We start from the raw sequence: 13,537 nt of genomic DNA, 5'->3' as shown, positions 1-13,537 counted from the left end.
CCCGGCAAGGACTCCCCGTGAAACGAATTTACCTCAGCGGGCCCATGACCAACATGCTGGACCTGAACTTCCCGCTGTTCCATTCCGTCGCCGCCAGCCTTCGCGCCGCAGGGTACAGCGTCATCAACCCGGCCGAACTCAATCCAGACCCAGGGACGTGGAGCGAGTGCATGCGCCGCGATATTGCCGCCCTGATGGACTGCGACACCGTGGCCACGCTGCGCGGCTGGCAGAACTCCCGCGGCGCCAGTCTTGAAGTGCACATCGGCAAGGAACTCGGCATGACGGTTGTGAATGCCCATGATCTGGTAATGAGGGAGGTTGCAGGATGAGCAAACATTTCAATGAGGCTGTCGAGGGTGACGACGGCGGTCTGGTGATCTGTCGTGGCTGCAAAGCGAGCGGCACCTATGCGGCTCTGCCAAGCGGCGAATGCCCGACACCATACAAACCAGACAGCGTTCTGCTGAATGAATCCTTGGCCCGCGAGCAAGCCCTGCAACAGCGCCTCACGGCAGCAGATCAACAGACAGATGATTTGCGTGCCGAACTTGCTGCAAATCCAAAGCCCGATCCGGTGCTCTGCAAGTTCTACGACGTGGACGACTGGCCCGGCCTTGTACGCGAGCTGGTCGGACATGTGGCTCAACTCCAGGAATCGGCAAAGCGCAACGTAAAGCCATGGGAAGACACATTTCCACCCACGCTGCTGCCTGCCTACATTGAGCGTGTGAATGCTGAGAATGCGTGCGCCCAGCCAAAAGGCGAACAGTTGGCATGCATGCCGGTGGAGCGCTGCTACGACGTTCGCGCAAAGATGATCATCGCCTTCAACGAGGCCAAGAAAGCTGGCGGTGATCTGGATGACGCCCTTGACGCTGCATATAAGTCGGCGTTGCGCTATTCGCAGAACCCAATGAGCGCCGAGCAGCCCGCGTCAGTGGCAGTGGCTCGCCCGGCACACGCAAATACACCGTCAGGATCAGCTCCATGCGGCACGCACCGCGATAACGACGGGCTGGATGAAATGCGCAAACCGGCCATGTGCGACTGCAACCAGGGGCGATTACCGTGCAACGGGAAGTGTAAATAAACGCACTCATCTAATAGCTGAAACGCCTCAACCCCTCTCTGTAACCCCCCCCTTCAAAGTCAGCCGCTATAGCGGCAAGGACGAAGTCGCCCATGAAAAGAACAGTCGTGCTCACCGGCAAAGCAGTCGTGAACTTCCGAAAGGTCATTGAGAACGTCGATGACGACGAGGTGGAGGAACTGTTGGCAAGCAATGACCATCGTGAATCGCAGATTGACGACGATGACCTGCTCGATATCGAGTGGATCCATGACGACGTCGATATCAAGGTGACGCCATGATCGCCACCCTCTGGTTCGCCTACGTCCTCATCTACCGAGGGCCCAGGCAATGAATGACCGCGAGCTCTTGGACCTGGCAGCCAAAGCGGTCGGCATTGAGCTTGAAGAGAATCGCCACTGCCCATCCGGCGGTATGTGGATCGTCGATAAAAAGTCCGGACTAGATGTCGTCTGGTCCCCGCTGACCAATGACGGCGACGCATTGCGCCTTGCGACAAGCCTCCAGCTCAGCATCCTCTGGTTCACCAACCTGTAGTACGTGATGGTCGAGCGCGGCGGCTTCGGCGAGAACGTCGGCTGGACCGACGACGAGGATCGATATGGCGCGCTCTGCCAGGCAATCACCATCGTAGCAGCGCAAATCGGTAGCACGCTTCCCTAACCCCAATCCCCCTACATGCCTGCCGGTGAGCGGCGGGCGAGGAGTCTTTGTGCCCGTCAAACCTATGCGAGTCGCCGAGCTCACCCAGGAGCGCCTGCTGGAGATCCTGAGTTATGACCCTGAAACTGGAGTTTTCACCCGAAGAAACTACCGCAACGGGATGATGGCTGGAAAGCTAGACCGAGAGAACTACGTGATCATCGGTATCGGCAAGATCTATCACCGAGCTCATCGGCTGGCCTGGCTTTATATGACGGGCCAGCACCCTCCCAATCAAATAGACCACATTAACGGAATCCCAAACGATAACCGGTGGGGAAACTTGCGCCTTGCTACGCCAACCCAAAACGCATGGAACAAAAAAGGCAGGCAAGGAAAGTCTGGAGCTAAAGGTGTGATTTTTATCCCCTCATCTGGCAAGTGGCTTGCCAGGTGCAAGATGGCCGGAGTCGAGTACAGGCTGGGGCACTTCGATGAAGTCGAGCTTGCCGCGGCATGCCTGAGCGAATTTCGCCTCAAGCACCAGGGCGAATTCGCTCACAACTGACACCAACTCAAAAACACCTTCTGCCGCCCAGCGCGGCAAGGACACCCCATGACCATTAATTCAGAACGGCCCGGAATGGGCTGTGGGAGGTAGCTATGGGTGCTCAACAGCTAATCCCGCGATTCATTCGAGCAAAGGAGGCGCCCGGCTATCTGGGCATGTGTCGGGCAATTTTCGACGAAACCGTCCGGCCCTACGTTAGTGAATTCCCCATTGGGGGTCGCGGCGTCGGGTTCGATCGGCAAGAGTTGGACGACTGGGCCACGGCATACGTCGAGGCCAAGGCGATTGATAAAAAAGGCGCAACGGAGCAACAATCGCCCCGCAGCGAGCGCCAGAAGGGAGATAAATCATGGCGCGAAAATCGATCACAGGTCTCTCCCAAAGGAAAGGTATCTGGCATATCGACAAGAAGATCAACGGCGAAAGACTTTACGAATCTACTGGCACAACTGACCGACAAGAAGCAGAGCAGTACCTGATCTTCCGGCTGGAGCAGATCCGGCAACAGAAGGTTTATGGTGTCAGGGAAGTGAGGACGTGGCGGGATGCTGCGATGAAGTTCCTTCTGGAGATCAAGGACCAGCCATCGTTCAAGCTTTCGGCTCACCACCTGGGCCAGTTGGACCCGTTCATTGGCGATGTTCCGCTGACCCACATTGATGATCAGGCCCTGGCGCCATTCATCAAGGACAGGCTGGCGACAAAGAAGCTGGAAGACGGGAAGGTAAAGAAGGGAGTCAGCAACAGGACGGTGAATATCTCGATCGAGCGTGTGGTTCGGGTTTTGTCGTTGTGTGCCAGGAAGTGGCGAGACGATGAGCGCAGGCCGTGGCTGGATAGCGTGCCGATGCTCACGAAGCTGGAAGAGAAGAAGTCGAGCCGCAAGCCGTACCCAATGTCATGGCCGGAGCAGTCGATTCTTTTCGGGGAGTTGCCGGCGCACCTGCAAACGATGGCGCTGTTCAAGGTGAACACCGGTACGCGGGAGCAGGAGGTCTGCAAACTGAGGTGGGATTGGGAAATCGCGGTACCGGAACTGGGCACCAGCGTATTTCTGATACCGGCCGACTTTGGGGGAAGGCACGAACGCTCAGGCGTGAAGAACGGTGATGAGAGGCTGGTGGTGCTGAACAGCGTGGCCAGGTCGATCATTGAGAAGCAGCGCGGCATCAGCAAGGAGTGGGTTTTCCCATACAACGGCACCGCGATGCACCGCATGAACGACTCAGCCTGGAAGAAGGCGCGGGCGAGAGCGGCGAAACTCTGGCAGGAGGAAAACCTTCGCCCCGCTCACCCTGGGTATGCATCCATCAGGATCCATGACCTCAAGCACACGTTTGGCCGCCGGCTGCGTGCAGCAGGCGTAACCGAGGAAGATCGAAAGGCCCTACTGGGGCACAAGAACGGCAGCATCACCAGTCACTACTCGGGCGCAGAGCTTGGGCATTTGATTGAAGCTGCGAACATGGTATCAGCAACCGATTCTCGCGGACCGGTCCTGACAATTTTGAAGAGGAAGCAAGCGTGAAAAATCGGCAAGTCACGCAAAAGTCACGCGTATGAAAAAGGCCAATGCTGTGAACATTGGCCTAAGTCATTGAAAAATATGGTCGGGACGGAGTGATTCGAACACTCGACCCCTAGCACCCCATGCTAGTGCGCTACCGGACTGCGCTACGCCCCGACTAGGCGTGTTACTGGGTTCGCTTCGCAACGAAGCGATCAGGAATATACCGCAAGCTTTTGAAATGTGGAAGTATTTTAAAAGCCTGAATCATTTTTTCAAAACCACCAGCACATCTTCGAGCTCGGAGATCATCTGGCGGATCAGTTGCTTGTATTGGGTGGTATCGTCTTTGGCTTCATCCCCGGACATGCGCTGCCGCGCGCCGCTGATGGTGAACCCCTGATCGTACAGCAATGCACGGATCTGTCGGATCATCAGCACATCCTGGCGCTGATAATACCGACGGTTCCCTGTGCGTTTGACGGGGTTGAGTTGAGGAAACTCCTGCTCCCAATAGCGCAGCACGTGCGGTTTTACCGCACAGAGCTCGCTGACTTCACCGATGGTGAAGTAGCGTTTGCCTGGGATGACGGGCAGCTCGTCGTTATGACTTGGTTCCAGCATAAGCCTCAACTCGGGCCTTCAACTTCTGCCCTGGACGAAAGGTGACCACACGGCGAGCCGTGATCGGGATTTCTTCTCCCGTTTTTGGATTACGGCCAGGCCGCTGGCGTTTGTCCCGCAGGTCAAAATTGCCGAAACCGGACAATTTGACCTGTTCGTTGTCTTCCAGAGCGTGCCTGATTTCTTCAAAAAACAACTCGACCAATTCCTTGGCCTCGCGCTTGTTCAGACCCAACTCTTCGTACAGACGTTCCGCCATCTCAGCTTTCGTCAAAGCCCCCATACGTCACTTCCTTAACGTGGCGTTCAACCTTTGTTCGAGCGAGGTGAGGATATTTTGTGTCGTGGTATTCACCTCATCGTCATTAAGAGTGCGCGATGGATGCTGCCAGGTCAAGCCAACTGCAAGGCTTTTTCTATGCGGATCAATGCCTTTACCCTGATAGACGTCAAATAGCCTGAGGTCTGTCAGCCATTCCCCTGCATTTTCACGGATTACGTCCAGAACGGCAGTGGCAGCCACTTCACGGTCGGCGATCAAGGCCAGGTCGCGACGCACTTCAGGGAAGCGCGACAATTCGCTGAATTTAGGCATCTTGCCCAAGGCCACTTCGGCCAGGACCAGTTCGAAAACAAAAACCGGGCGATCCAGCCCCAGGGTTTTCGACAGCTCCGGGTGAATAGCACCGACAAAACCGACCAGACGCCCTTCGCGCTCGATACGTGCAGTCTGGCCCGGATGCAGCGCCGGGTGGCTGCCAGCCACGAACTTGAATGCATCCAGCGCACCCGCAAAGCCCAGTACCGCTTCCACATCAGCCTTGACGTCGAAGAAGTCCACAGCATCGCGGCCCTGCGCCCAGCCTTCCGGCAGGCGGCTACCGCAAACGACACCCGCCAGCATCGGCTCCTGCTTCAAGTCATCCAACTGGCCAACGAAACGCAGGCCACTTTCAAACATGCGCACGCGGTCTTGCTGACGGTTCAGGTTATGGGAAAGCGCTTTCACCAGGCCCGGCCACAGGGACGAACGCATGGCCGCCATGTCGTTAGAGATCGGGTTAGCCAGCAACAACGGCTCAACGCCCGGGTTGAACAGTTCGAATTGCTTGGGATCGATAAAGCTGTAGGTCACCGCTTCCTGGTAGCCACGGGCAACCAGCAGGCGACGTAACTCAGGCAGATGTGCACGCGCTTCAGCCTTGGGCTGCGGTGCCAAGCGCGCTTGCGGGTAACGAACCGGCAGGCGATTGTAACCATACAGGCGAGCCAGCTCTTCGATCAGGTCGACTTCCAGGCTTATGTCGAAGCGATGGCTAGGCACTTCAACATGCCACTGCCCTTCCCCACTCGCGGAAATACCCAGACCGAGGGCGGACAAGAGTTGCTCGATTTCAGTCGGATCAATCACCAGGCCAAGCATCTGCTCAACACTTTTGGCACGCAGGGTGATCGGCGCCACGGATGGCAGATACTGTTCGCTGACGGTTTCAGTGATCGGACCAGCTTCGCCACCGGTGATTTCCAGCAGCAGGCCAGTGGCGCGCTCCATGGCTTCACGGGCAAGCTTCCAGTCCACACCACGCTCGTAACGGTGCGAGGCATCGGTGTGCAGGCCATAGGAACGAGCCTTACCAGCAATGGCGATCTGGTCGAAGAAGGCGCTCTCAAGAAAGATGTCACGCGTGGTTGCGGACACACCACTGTGTTCGCCCCCCATCACACCGGCAATCGCCAAGGCGCGGGAATGGTCGGCGATCACCAGGGTGTCGGCACGCAGGCTGACTTCCTGGCCGTCGAGCAGAACCAGCTTCTCGCCTTCTTCCGCCATCCGCACACGGATGCCGCCATTGATTTCGGCAAGATCAAACGCGTGCAACGGCTGGCCGAGCTCAATCATCACATAGTTGGTGATATCAACGGCAGCGTCGATGCTGCGCACGTCGGCGCGACGCAGGCGCTCAACCATCCACAGCGGCGTTGGCGTGGACAAGTCGACATTACGAATCACACGCCCCAAGTAACGTGGGCAGGCGTTTGGCGCCAGCACTTCGATAGGGCGCACTTCATCGTGCACGGCAGGCACGGCGGCAATCACGGGACGGGTGACCGGCGCGTTGTACAAAGCGCCCACTTCACGGGCCAGGCCCGCCAAGGACAGGCAGTCGCCACGGTTCGGGGTCAAGTCAACCTCGATGCTGGCGTCTTCCAGTTCCAGGTAGACACGAATGTCCTGGCCCACGGGCGCGTCGGCCGGCAGCTCCATCAGGCCGTCATTGCCCTCGCCCACCTGCAGTTCCGCTTGGGAGCACAGCATGCCGTTGGACTCAACGCCACGCAGCTTGGCTTTCTTGATCTTGAAGTCGCCCGGCAGTTCGGCGCCGATCATGGCGAATGGGATCTTCAGGCCTGGGCGCACATTAGGCGCTCCGCACACGACCTGGAACGTCTCCGCGCCATTGCTGACCTGACACACACGCAATTTATCGGCATCGGGGTGCTGCTCGGTGCTCAGCACCTCGCCCACCACCACACCGCTGAATACGCCGGCGGCCGGGGTAACGCTATCGACCTCAAGACCGGCCATCGACAGACGAGCAACCAGCTCGTCGCGACTTACTTGCGGGCTTACCCAGCCACGCAGCCATTGTTCACTGAATTTCATCCTGCTCTCCTAAAGATTCGTTACGACTAGCGAAATTGCGCAAGGAACCGCAAGTCGTTGTCGAAGAACAGACGCAAGTCGTTCACGCCGTAACGCAGCATGGCCAGACGCTCAACGCCCATGCCGAAGGCAAAGCCCGAGAACTCTTCCGGGTCGATCCCGGACATGCGCAGCACGTTAGGGTGAACCATGCCGCAGCCCATCACTTCCAGCCAACCGGTCTGCTTGCAGACGCGGCAGCCTTTACCGCTGCACATCACACATTCCATGTCAACTTCGGCGGAAGGCTCGGTGAACGGGAAGAATGATGGACGGAAACGCACCGCCAACTCTTTCTCGAAGAACACCCGCAGGAACTCTTCGATGGTGCCTTTGAGGTCGGCGAAGTTGATATCGCGATCGACCAGCAGGCCTTCGACCTGGTGAAACATCGGCGAGTGGGTGATATCGGAGTCGCTTCGGTACACACGGCCTGGGCAGACAATGCGGATCGGCGGCTTGTTCGCTTCCATGGTGCGGACCTGTACCGGCGAGGTATGGGTGCGCAACAACATGTTCGCGTTGAAATAAAAGGTGTCGTGCATCGACCGGGCCGGGTGATGGCCTGGGATGTTGAGCGCCTCGAAGTTGTGATAATCGTCTTCGACCTCAGGGCCTTCGGCGATGCCGTAGCCGATATGAGTGAAGAACTGCTCGATACGTTCCAGAGTCCGGGTAATCGGATGCAGACCGCCCGAGGCCTGGCCACGGCCAGGCAAGGTGACGTCAATGGACTCGGCGGCGAGCTTGGCCGAAAGCTCGGCCTCCTCGAGCGACGCCTTGCGCGCATTGAGTACCTCTGTGACACGCTCCTTGGCGACGTTGATCAGCGCACCGACTTGCGGACGCTCTTCAGCCGGCAAATGCCCCAGGGTCTTCATCACCTGAGTCAATTCACCCTTCTTGCCAAGGTAGTGAACCCGGATTTGCTCCAGGGCATTGATATCTTCAGCGCTTTGCACGGCCTCAAGAGCTTGAGCGACGAGCGCGTCCAGGTTTTCCATGTACAGACTCCAGATACAAAATAGGGGAAGAGCTTGAAGGCTCTTCCCCTATTTATGACGTTTAACACCTTGGGCCACAGGAGTAGCCCAGGGTGACTGTCGGGGGTACTTAAGCCAAGGTGGCTTTAGCTTTCTCGACAATCGCAGCAAACGCCGCTTTTTCGTTCACTGCCAGATCAGCCAGAACCTTACGGTCGATCTCGATGGACGCTTTTTTCAGGCCAGCAATGAAACGGCTGTAGGACAGACCGTTAACACGAGCACCAGCGTTGATACGAGCGATCCACAGAGCGCGGAACTGACGTTTTTTCTGACGACGGTCACGGTAGGCGTATTGGCCTGCCTTGATTACCGCTTGCTTGGCAACACGGAATACGCGTGAACGCGCGCCGTAGTAGCCTTTAGCAAGTTTCAGAATTTTTTTGTGACGTTTACGGGCAATGACGCCACGCTTTACACGAGCCATGAGTTACTTCCTCTATTCTTGATCCAAAAATTAACGAAGGCGCAGCATGCGCTCGACTTTTGCCACGTCAGACGGATGCAGCAAGCTGCTACCGCGCAGTTGACGCTTACGCTTGGTCGACATTTTGGTCAGGATGTGGCTCTTGAAAGCGTGCTTGTGCTTGATACCGTTAGCAGTTTTCAGAAACCGCTTAGCAGCACCACTTTTAGTCTTCATCTTTGGCATGTTCGGATACTCCGCATTCAGTTGATAAACATAATCAGAAGGCCTGCCGTGCCCTGTTGATTACTTCTTCTTTTTCGGGGCGATGACCATGATCAGCTGGCGTCCTTCCATCTTAGGATGCTGTTCGACCGAACCGTACTCGAGCAGGTCAGCTTCAACCCGCTTGAGGAGTTCCATCCCCAGCTCCTGGTGGGCCATCTCACGGCCGCGGAATCGCAAGGATACCTTGGCCCTGTCCCCATCACTCAGGAAACGTACCAGGTTGCGCAGTTTTACCTGGTAATCCCCTTCCTCCGTCCCTGGACGAAACTTGATTTCTTTTACTTGAATCTGCTTCTGGTTCTTCTTCGCTGCAGCAATCTGCTTCTTCTTTTCGAAGATCGACTTGCCGTAGTCCATCACCCGGCAAACAGGCGGGACTGCGTCGGCGGAAATTTCCACCAGGTCCAATTTGGACTCTTCAGCGATACGAAGCGCTTCATCAATCGAGACGATGCCAATCTGCTCGCCGTCAGCGCCAATTAACCGAACCTCGCGTGCCGAGATATTCTCGTTGATCGGGGCTTTCGGTGCAGCTCGTTTATCTTGTCTCATTTCACGCTTAATAATAATTACTCCGAATCTGGGCGACCACGCCGGGAAACCGCTTGCGCGAGGAACTCAGCGAACTGGGCGACGGGCATCGAGCCCAGGTCAGCACCTTCACGAGTACGCACAGCGACAGTCTGCATCTCGACTTCCCGATCTCCGATAACCAAAAGATAGGGAACCTTGAGCAAAGTATGCTCGCGGATTTTAAAGCCGATCTTTTCATTTCTCAAGTCGGACTTGGCACGAAATCCGCTTTCGTTGAGAGTTTTTTCAACTTCAGCGGCAAAATCGGCCTGTTTATCAGTGATATTCATGATCACTGCCTGGGTCGGAGCCAACCACGCGGGGAATGCGCCCTCGTAGTGCTCGATCAGGATACCGACGAACCGCTCGAACGAACCGAGAATCGCCCGGTGCAGCATAACCGGGTGTTTACGGCAGTTGTCTTCGGTGACGTATTCGGCTCCCAGACGGATCGGCAGGTTAAAATCGAGCTGCAAAGTACCACATTGCCAGACACGACCAAGACAATCTTTCAGCGAAAATTCGATTTTAGGTCCGTAGAAGGCACCCTCACCCGGCTGCAGGTCGTACGCAAGGCCCGCGCTATCTAGCGCAGCGGCCAGTGCCGCTTCGGCGCGATCCCACAACTCGTCGGAACCAACGCGTTTTTCCGGACGAGTGGACAGCTTCATTTCGACTTCGGTAAAGCCAAAATCGCGATAAACGTCCATGGTCAGCTTGATGAACGCAGCGGACTCGGCCTGCATCTGCTCTTCGGTGCAGAAAATGTGGGCGTCGTCCTGAGTGAAGCCGCGTACGCGCATGATGCCGTGCAGCGCACCCGATGGCTCGTTACGGTGGCAGGCACCGAATTCGGCCAGGCGCATCGGCAACTCGCGGTAGCTCTTCAGGCCTTGGTTGAACACCTGCACGTGGCAAGGGCAGTTCATCGGCTTGATGGCGTAGTCGCGGTTTTCCGACTGGGTAGTGAACATGTTGTCGGCGTAGTTGGCCCAGTGCCCGGATTTTTCCCACAGGCTGCGGTCAACGACCTGGGGAGTCTTGATTTCCAGGTAGCCGTTCTCGCGCTGAACCTTGCGCATGTACTGCTCGAGCACCTGATACAGGGTCCAGCCATTCGGGTGCCAGAACACCATACCCGGCGCTTCTTCCTGAAGGTGGAACAGGTTCAGGCGCTTGCCGATCTTGCGGTGATCGCGCTTCTCGGCTTCTTCGATGCGCTGGACGTAGGCCGCCAGCTGCTTCTTGTCAGCCCAGGCAGTACCGTAGATCCGCTGCAATTGCTCGTTCTTCGCGTCGCCGCGCCAGTAGGCACCCGACAGCTTGGTCAACTTGAACGACTTGAGGAAACGCGTGTTCGGCACGTGCGGGCCACGGCACATGTCGACGTATTCTTCGTGGTAGTACAGGCCCATGGCCTGCTCGTCCGGCATGTCTTCTACCAGCCGCAGCTTGTAGTCTTCGCCACGGGCGGTGAACACGTCGATCACTTCGGCGCGCGGCGTGACTTTCTTGATCACGTCGTAATCTTTTTCGATCAGCGCGTGCATGCGCTGTTCAATCGCGGCCAGGTCGTCCGGAGTAAAAGGACGCTCGTAGGCGATATCGTAATAGAAGCCCTCGTCAATGACAGGACCGATCACCATCTTAGCTGTCGGGTACAACTGCTTGACCGCGTGGCCAATCAGGTGCGCGCAAGAGTGGCGAATGATCTCCAGCCCCTCTTGATCCTTGGGCGTGATGATTTGCAGGCTGACATCGGCGGTGATCAGGTCGCTGGCGTCAACCAGCTTGCCGTCGACCTTGCCAGCCACAGTGGCCTTGGCCAGGCCGGCACCAATGGATGCAGCGACCTCGGCTACGGAAACCGAATGATCGAATGAACGTTGACTGCCATCGGGAAGAGTAATAGTTGGCATGGCGCCTCCTCTCCTAGTGGTGACCCCTACCAAAGGTCACGTGGGTTGGGATGAGCCAGTACAAGATCCAATACCAGGCCGTTCAGTGATGAACGCGTGCCTTACAGCGGCAGGAGCCTTTCGGCCAACCGGTGATCGAACCAGAGTGACTGGAGTGAACAAAAAGAAACCTGACAGGGCGGCGAATGGCGCGCCGGGAAATAGCCAGGCCAAAGATGCTAGCACAGATGAACGGTCATCGCGCCGGCCCGCGCTTATGTACTGGCAAATTTCTGCCGTTATTGCTGCAAAAGTGAACTTGAGCTGTACGCGATACCTCAAACACCTTGAGAATCGCCGTTCGTCCTCGACCCATAGGAGCATCCCATGATGCGTTTTACCTCGACCCTCGCTCTCGCTGCCTCCCTGACCCTCCTTTCCGTCGGCGCACAGGCCGCAGCACCCTCCAACTGGCCCGCCGGTGCCCGCGACAGCTTCGTCAAGGACTGCGCTGCCGCTGCCAGCCAGAACGTGGACGTCAAAACTGCCAAAACCCATTGCGAATGTGGTGCCGACAAAATCAACGCTGAATTGAGCACGGCCGAAATCAAGGAACTCATGACCAACCAGAACGCCAGCCCGCAGCTTAAAAACAAAGCCGTCGCGGCTATTTCGTCCTGCAAGGTCATGAAGAAAAAGTAAGACCGGCCCCTGACCAGGCGGCTTTTTTGCTGGAAAAATAGCCTGAAAACTGCCATTTCTCACAAATTACGCAGCTTTTACGGCTTTTTTTACCAGTTGATATTTCGTGCGAAAGCCCCGTAGAACGGGGCTTTCAGCCAGCCAATGCATTAAAGGCAACATTGTTGATCAGCAAACAATGCCTTGGGGGGGCTCCCAAGCCGAACATTTCGACTATGATAGCCCAGTGTGCCCAGTTGGCCTGAGCAGCACAGCACTACTGAAAATATATGTTTCTTGGAGATACACCATGTCTAATCGCCAAACCGGCACCGTTAAATGGTTCAACGATGAAAAAGGCTTCGGCTTCATCACTCCTCAAGGTGGCGGTGACGACCTGTTCGTACACTTCAAAGCTATCGAAAGCGACGGTTTCAAAAGCCTGAAAGAAGGCCAAACCGTTTCCTTCGTGGCTGAGAAAGGCCAAAAGGGTATGCAAGCTGCACAGGTTCGCGGCGAGTAATTCTCCGCTGAGCTAAAAAAACCCCGTCCATGTGACGGGGTTTTTTATAGGCGATACAAAAGCCAGTTGGCTATCAGCCGCAATTGACCCGCGTGATCACCAGGTTGTCGTCGGTGTTCAGGTTCAGGCGGTCGGAGCGGTATTCAAGGGTGATCATATCGTTGGGCTTGAGGATGCGCGCATTCTGCGCACCGGCGCGAGTGCGGGCCTGCTCGAGCAACTGTGGCGAGGCTTTCTGGCCGATGGTGAATTCGGCGGCCTTCGCCTCACAGCGACTATGACCGGCATCGGTTGCGCCGGTATCTTTGGCTGGCTCAGAAGCACCTGGGGTGCTGCAACCCGCCAACGCGAGTGCTGCCAACAAAGTACCGAATGATGCGAGCTTCCAAGGCATGAAGCCTCCTATGAAAAAAATGGACAGAGATCGTGCGACAGCGGTCAGACAGATTGGTTTCAAGACGTAAAGCGCCGCCGGCCAAGTCTGCCAGAGTCTCGACGGGCATTCGCCCGGTCAATCGTGACCAGATATGAATGCACTCAGTAAATGTCGATGTAGTCAAACGGCGGCTTCGGCCAGTTTTGCTTCAGCGCATTGAAAATCTGCATGACCCAAACCTCGTCGCTAGCGGCCACATTCCCAACGTAGCCAGAGCCCTTGGCCCAGGTCTCCAGGCGAAACAGCAGCCCACCGATGTCTACACCGCCAACTGCGGTTCCAGAAGATATGTAGGCGATGCCGCTCTTGGTTACCCGCAGTTGGGTATGTTCGTCGTCACTGGCACTGGCGATCAGTTGGCGCACGGCCGTCAGTGTCAGATTCTCGGGGTTGTTCAAATCGATCTGCACGCGGTATTCCCCGGCAATTAAACAGGTCGACAGTGTCGCACAGCCCCCGCTTCATGCCTAAGTAGCAGTGCCAAATGCCGCCCAAAATGGTTAACTACGCCGTTTAAAACCGCGTTCCTGCGCACTGCCCAGCACTTT

18 protein-coding genes and 1 tRNA gene are annotated in these 13,537 nt (G+C 56.7%); 8 read left to right on the top strand and 11 right to left on the bottom strand.

Translation table 11 applies throughout. From position 1 onward, the window contains the following. The first annotated feature begins 17 nt into the window (after positions 1-17). The 6 genes from ACLH0J_RS14540 to ACLH0J_RS14515 all read left to right on the top strand — a co-directional run bounded on the left by ACLH0J_RS14540 (position 18) and on the right by ACLH0J_RS14515 (position 3,834). Complete coding sequence (locus ACLH0J_RS14540; RefSeq protein ID WP_411392513.1) at positions 18-332, top strand: DUF4406 domain-containing protein; 315 nt, start codon at positions 18-20, stop codon at positions 330-332. After that, positions 329-1,093, top strand: coding sequence for a hypothetical protein (locus ACLH0J_RS14535; RefSeq protein WP_411392512.1), 765 nt, complete (start codon positions 329-331; stop codon positions 1,091-1,093). Before ACLH0J_RS14540 ends, ACLH0J_RS14535 begins: the two co-directional genes overlap by 4 nt. 92 nt (positions 1,094-1,185) lie before the next feature. Beyond that, complete coding sequence (locus ACLH0J_RS14530) at positions 1,186-1,374, top strand: hypothetical protein (RefSeq protein ID WP_187601576.1); 189 nt, start codon at positions 1,186-1,188, stop codon at positions 1,372-1,374. A 49-nt stretch (positions 1,375-1,423) separates the two neighbouring features. Further along, on the top strand, positions 1,424-1,630 hold the full coding sequence (locus ACLH0J_RS14525; RefSeq protein ID WP_411392511.1) for a hypothetical protein: 207 nt from the start codon (positions 1,424-1,426) through the stop codon (positions 1,628-1,630). 175 nt (positions 1,631-1,805) lie between these two features. Further along, positions 1,806-2,303, top strand: a complete 498-nt coding sequence (locus tag ACLH0J_RS14520) for an HNH endonuclease (RefSeq protein WP_411392510.1) — start codon at positions 1,806-1,808, stop codon at positions 2,301-2,303. Positions 2,304-2,655: 352 nt separating this feature from the next. After that, positions 2,656-3,834: a tyrosine-type recombinase/integrase gene (locus tag ACLH0J_RS14515; RefSeq protein WP_411392509.1), complete on the top strand. Its 1,179-nt coding sequence runs from the start codon at positions 2,656-2,658 to the stop codon at positions 3,832-3,834. A gap of 79 nt (positions 3,835-3,913) precedes the next feature. Here the strand turns inward: ACLH0J_RS14515 and ACLH0J_RS14510 are convergent. The 9 genes from ACLH0J_RS14510 to thrS form a co-directional block, all read right to left on the bottom strand. Continuing rightward, a tRNA-Pro gene (locus tag ACLH0J_RS14510) sits at positions 3,914-3,990 on the bottom strand. A gap of 90 nt (positions 3,991-4,080) precedes the next feature. Next, complete coding sequence (locus ACLH0J_RS14505; protein WP_003174972.1) at positions 4,081-4,437, bottom strand: MerR family transcriptional regulator; 357 nt, start codon at positions 4,435-4,437, stop codon at positions 4,081-4,083. Continuing rightward, positions 4,418-4,720, bottom strand: coding sequence for an integration host factor subunit alpha (ihfA, locus tag ACLH0J_RS14500; protein ID WP_002553164.1), 303 nt, complete (start codon positions 4,718-4,720; stop codon positions 4,418-4,420). The genes ACLH0J_RS14505 and ihfA overlap by 20 nt, the downstream gene beginning before the upstream one ends. Before the next feature lie 3 nt (positions 4,721-4,723). Beyond that, positions 4,724-7,102, bottom strand: a complete 2,379-nt coding sequence (gene pheT / locus ACLH0J_RS14495; RefSeq protein ID WP_411392508.1) for a phenylalanine--tRNA ligase subunit beta — start codon at positions 7,100-7,102, stop codon at positions 4,724-4,726. A gap of 26 nt (positions 7,103-7,128) precedes the next feature. Further along, positions 7,129-8,145 carry a phenylalanine--tRNA ligase subunit alpha gene (gene pheS / locus ACLH0J_RS14490; RefSeq protein WP_411392507.1) on the bottom strand — a complete coding sequence of 339 codons (1,017 nt, stop codon included), beginning with the start codon at positions 8,143-8,145 and terminating at the stop codon, positions 7,129-7,131. A 109-nt stretch (positions 8,146-8,254) separates the two neighbouring features. Then, complete coding sequence (gene rplT / locus ACLH0J_RS14485) at positions 8,255-8,611, bottom strand: 50S ribosomal protein L20 (protein WP_002553161.1); 357 nt, start codon at positions 8,609-8,611, stop codon at positions 8,255-8,257. 30 nt (positions 8,612-8,641) lie between these two features. Beyond that, complete coding sequence (rpmI, locus tag ACLH0J_RS14480; protein WP_002553160.1) at positions 8,642-8,836, bottom strand: 50S ribosomal protein L35; 195 nt, start codon at positions 8,834-8,836, stop codon at positions 8,642-8,644. A 60-nt stretch (positions 8,837-8,896) separates the two neighbouring features. Then, on the bottom strand, positions 8,897-9,448 hold the full coding sequence (gene infC, locus ACLH0J_RS14475) for a translation initiation factor IF-3 (protein ID WP_169850653.1): 552 nt from the start codon (positions 9,446-9,448) through the stop codon (positions 8,897-8,899). Continuing rightward, positions 9,448-11,370 carry a threonine--tRNA ligase gene (thrS, locus tag ACLH0J_RS14470; RefSeq protein ID WP_411392506.1) on the bottom strand — a complete coding sequence of 641 codons (1,923 nt, stop codon included), beginning with the start codon at positions 11,368-11,370 and terminating at the stop codon, positions 9,448-9,450. Before thrS ends, infC begins: the two co-directional genes overlap by 1 nt. Positions 11,371-11,736: 366 nt before the next feature. On the opposite strand from thrS, the gene ACLH0J_RS14465 reads away from it, so the two are divergent. Together ACLH0J_RS14465 and ACLH0J_RS14460 are read left to right on the top strand one after the other, a co-directional pair. Further along, on the top strand, positions 11,737-12,051 hold the full coding sequence (locus ACLH0J_RS14465) for a hypothetical protein (protein ID WP_411392505.1): 315 nt from the start codon (positions 11,737-11,739) through the stop codon (positions 12,049-12,051). A 289-nt stretch (positions 12,052-12,340) separates the two neighbouring features. Continuing rightward, positions 12,341-12,553 carry a cold-shock protein gene (locus ACLH0J_RS14460; RefSeq protein ID WP_003234260.1) on the top strand — a complete coding sequence of 71 codons (213 nt, stop codon included), beginning with the start codon at positions 12,341-12,343 and terminating at the stop codon, positions 12,551-12,553. Positions 12,554-12,626: 73 nt separating this feature from the next. On the opposite strand, the gene ACLH0J_RS14455 is transcribed toward ACLH0J_RS14460, so the two are convergent. Beyond that, complete coding sequence (locus ACLH0J_RS14455) at positions 12,627-12,947, bottom strand: I78 family peptidase inhibitor (protein WP_411392504.1); 321 nt, start codon at positions 12,945-12,947, stop codon at positions 12,627-12,629. Positions 12,948-13,090: 143 nt separating this feature from the next. After that, positions 13,091-13,399, bottom strand: a complete 309-nt coding sequence (locus tag ACLH0J_RS14450; protein ID WP_411392503.1) for a hypothetical protein — start codon at positions 13,397-13,399, stop codon at positions 13,091-13,093. Positions 13,400-13,537: the final 138 nt, after the last annotated feature.

Origin of the sequence: Pseudomonas sp. MPB23 (genome assembly GCF_046605395.1) — a bacterium.
Taxonomy (GTDB): domain Bacteria; phylum Pseudomonadota; class Gammaproteobacteria; order Pseudomonadales; family Pseudomonadaceae; genus Aquipseudomonas.
Note: the sequence above shows the minus strand (reverse complement) of the source record. Positions and strands in the feature narration are given on the sequence as shown.

What these genes read in the sequence shown, in the direction of transcription:
- ACLH0J_RS14535 (WP_411392512.1), top strand. Translation starts at nt 329, where the DNA reads ATGAGCAAACATTTCAATGAGGCTGTCGAGGGTGACGACGGCGGTCTG.
- ACLH0J_RS14530 (WP_187601576.1), top strand. Translation starts at nt 1,186, where the DNA reads ATGAAAAGAACAGTCGTGCTCACCGGCAAAGCAGTCGTGAACTTCCGA.
- ACLH0J_RS14525 (WP_411392511.1), top strand. Translation starts at nt 1,424, where the DNA reads ATGAATGACCGCGAGCTCTTGGACCTGGCAGCCAAAGCGGTCGGCATT.
- ACLH0J_RS14515 (WP_411392509.1), top strand. Translation starts at nt 2,656, where the DNA reads ATGGCGCGAAAATCGATCACAGGTCTCTCCCAAAGGAAAGGTATCTGG.
- ACLH0J_RS14505 (WP_003174972.1), bottom strand. Translation starts at nt 4,437, where the DNA reads ATGCTGGAACCAAGTCATAACGACGAGCTGCCCGTCATCCCAGGCAAA.
- ihfA (WP_002553164.1), bottom strand. Translation starts at nt 4,720, where the DNA reads ATGGGGGCTTTGACGAAAGCTGAGATGGCGGAACGTCTGTACGAAGAG.
- pheT (WP_411392508.1), bottom strand. Translation starts at nt 7,102, where the DNA reads ATGAAATTCAGTGAACAATGGCTGCGTGGCTGGGTAAGCCCGCAAGTA.
- pheS (WP_411392507.1), bottom strand. Translation starts at nt 8,145, where the DNA reads ATGGAAAACCTGGACGCGCTCGTCGCTCAAGCTCTTGAGGCCGTGCAA.
- rplT (WP_002553161.1), bottom strand. Translation starts at nt 8,611, where the DNA reads ATGGCTCGTGTAAAGCGTGGCGTCATTGCCCGTAAACGTCACAAAAAA.
- rpmI (WP_002553160.1), bottom strand. Translation starts at nt 8,836, where the DNA reads ATGCCAAAGATGAAGACTAAAAGTGGTGCTGCTAAGCGGTTTCTGAAA.
- thrS (WP_411392506.1), bottom strand. Translation starts at nt 11,370, where the DNA reads ATGCCAACTATTACTCTTCCCGATGGCAGTCAACGTTCATTCGATCAT.
- ACLH0J_RS14465 (WP_411392505.1), top strand. Translation starts at nt 11,737, where the DNA reads ATGATGCGTTTTACCTCGACCCTCGCTCTCGCTGCCTCCCTGACCCTC.
- ACLH0J_RS14460 (WP_003234260.1), top strand. Translation starts at nt 12,341, where the DNA reads ATGTCTAATCGCCAAACCGGCACCGTTAAATGGTTCAACGATGAAAAA.
- ACLH0J_RS14455 (WP_411392504.1), bottom strand. Translation starts at nt 12,947, where the DNA reads ATGCCTTGGAAGCTCGCATCATTCGGTACTTTGTTGGCAGCACTCGCG.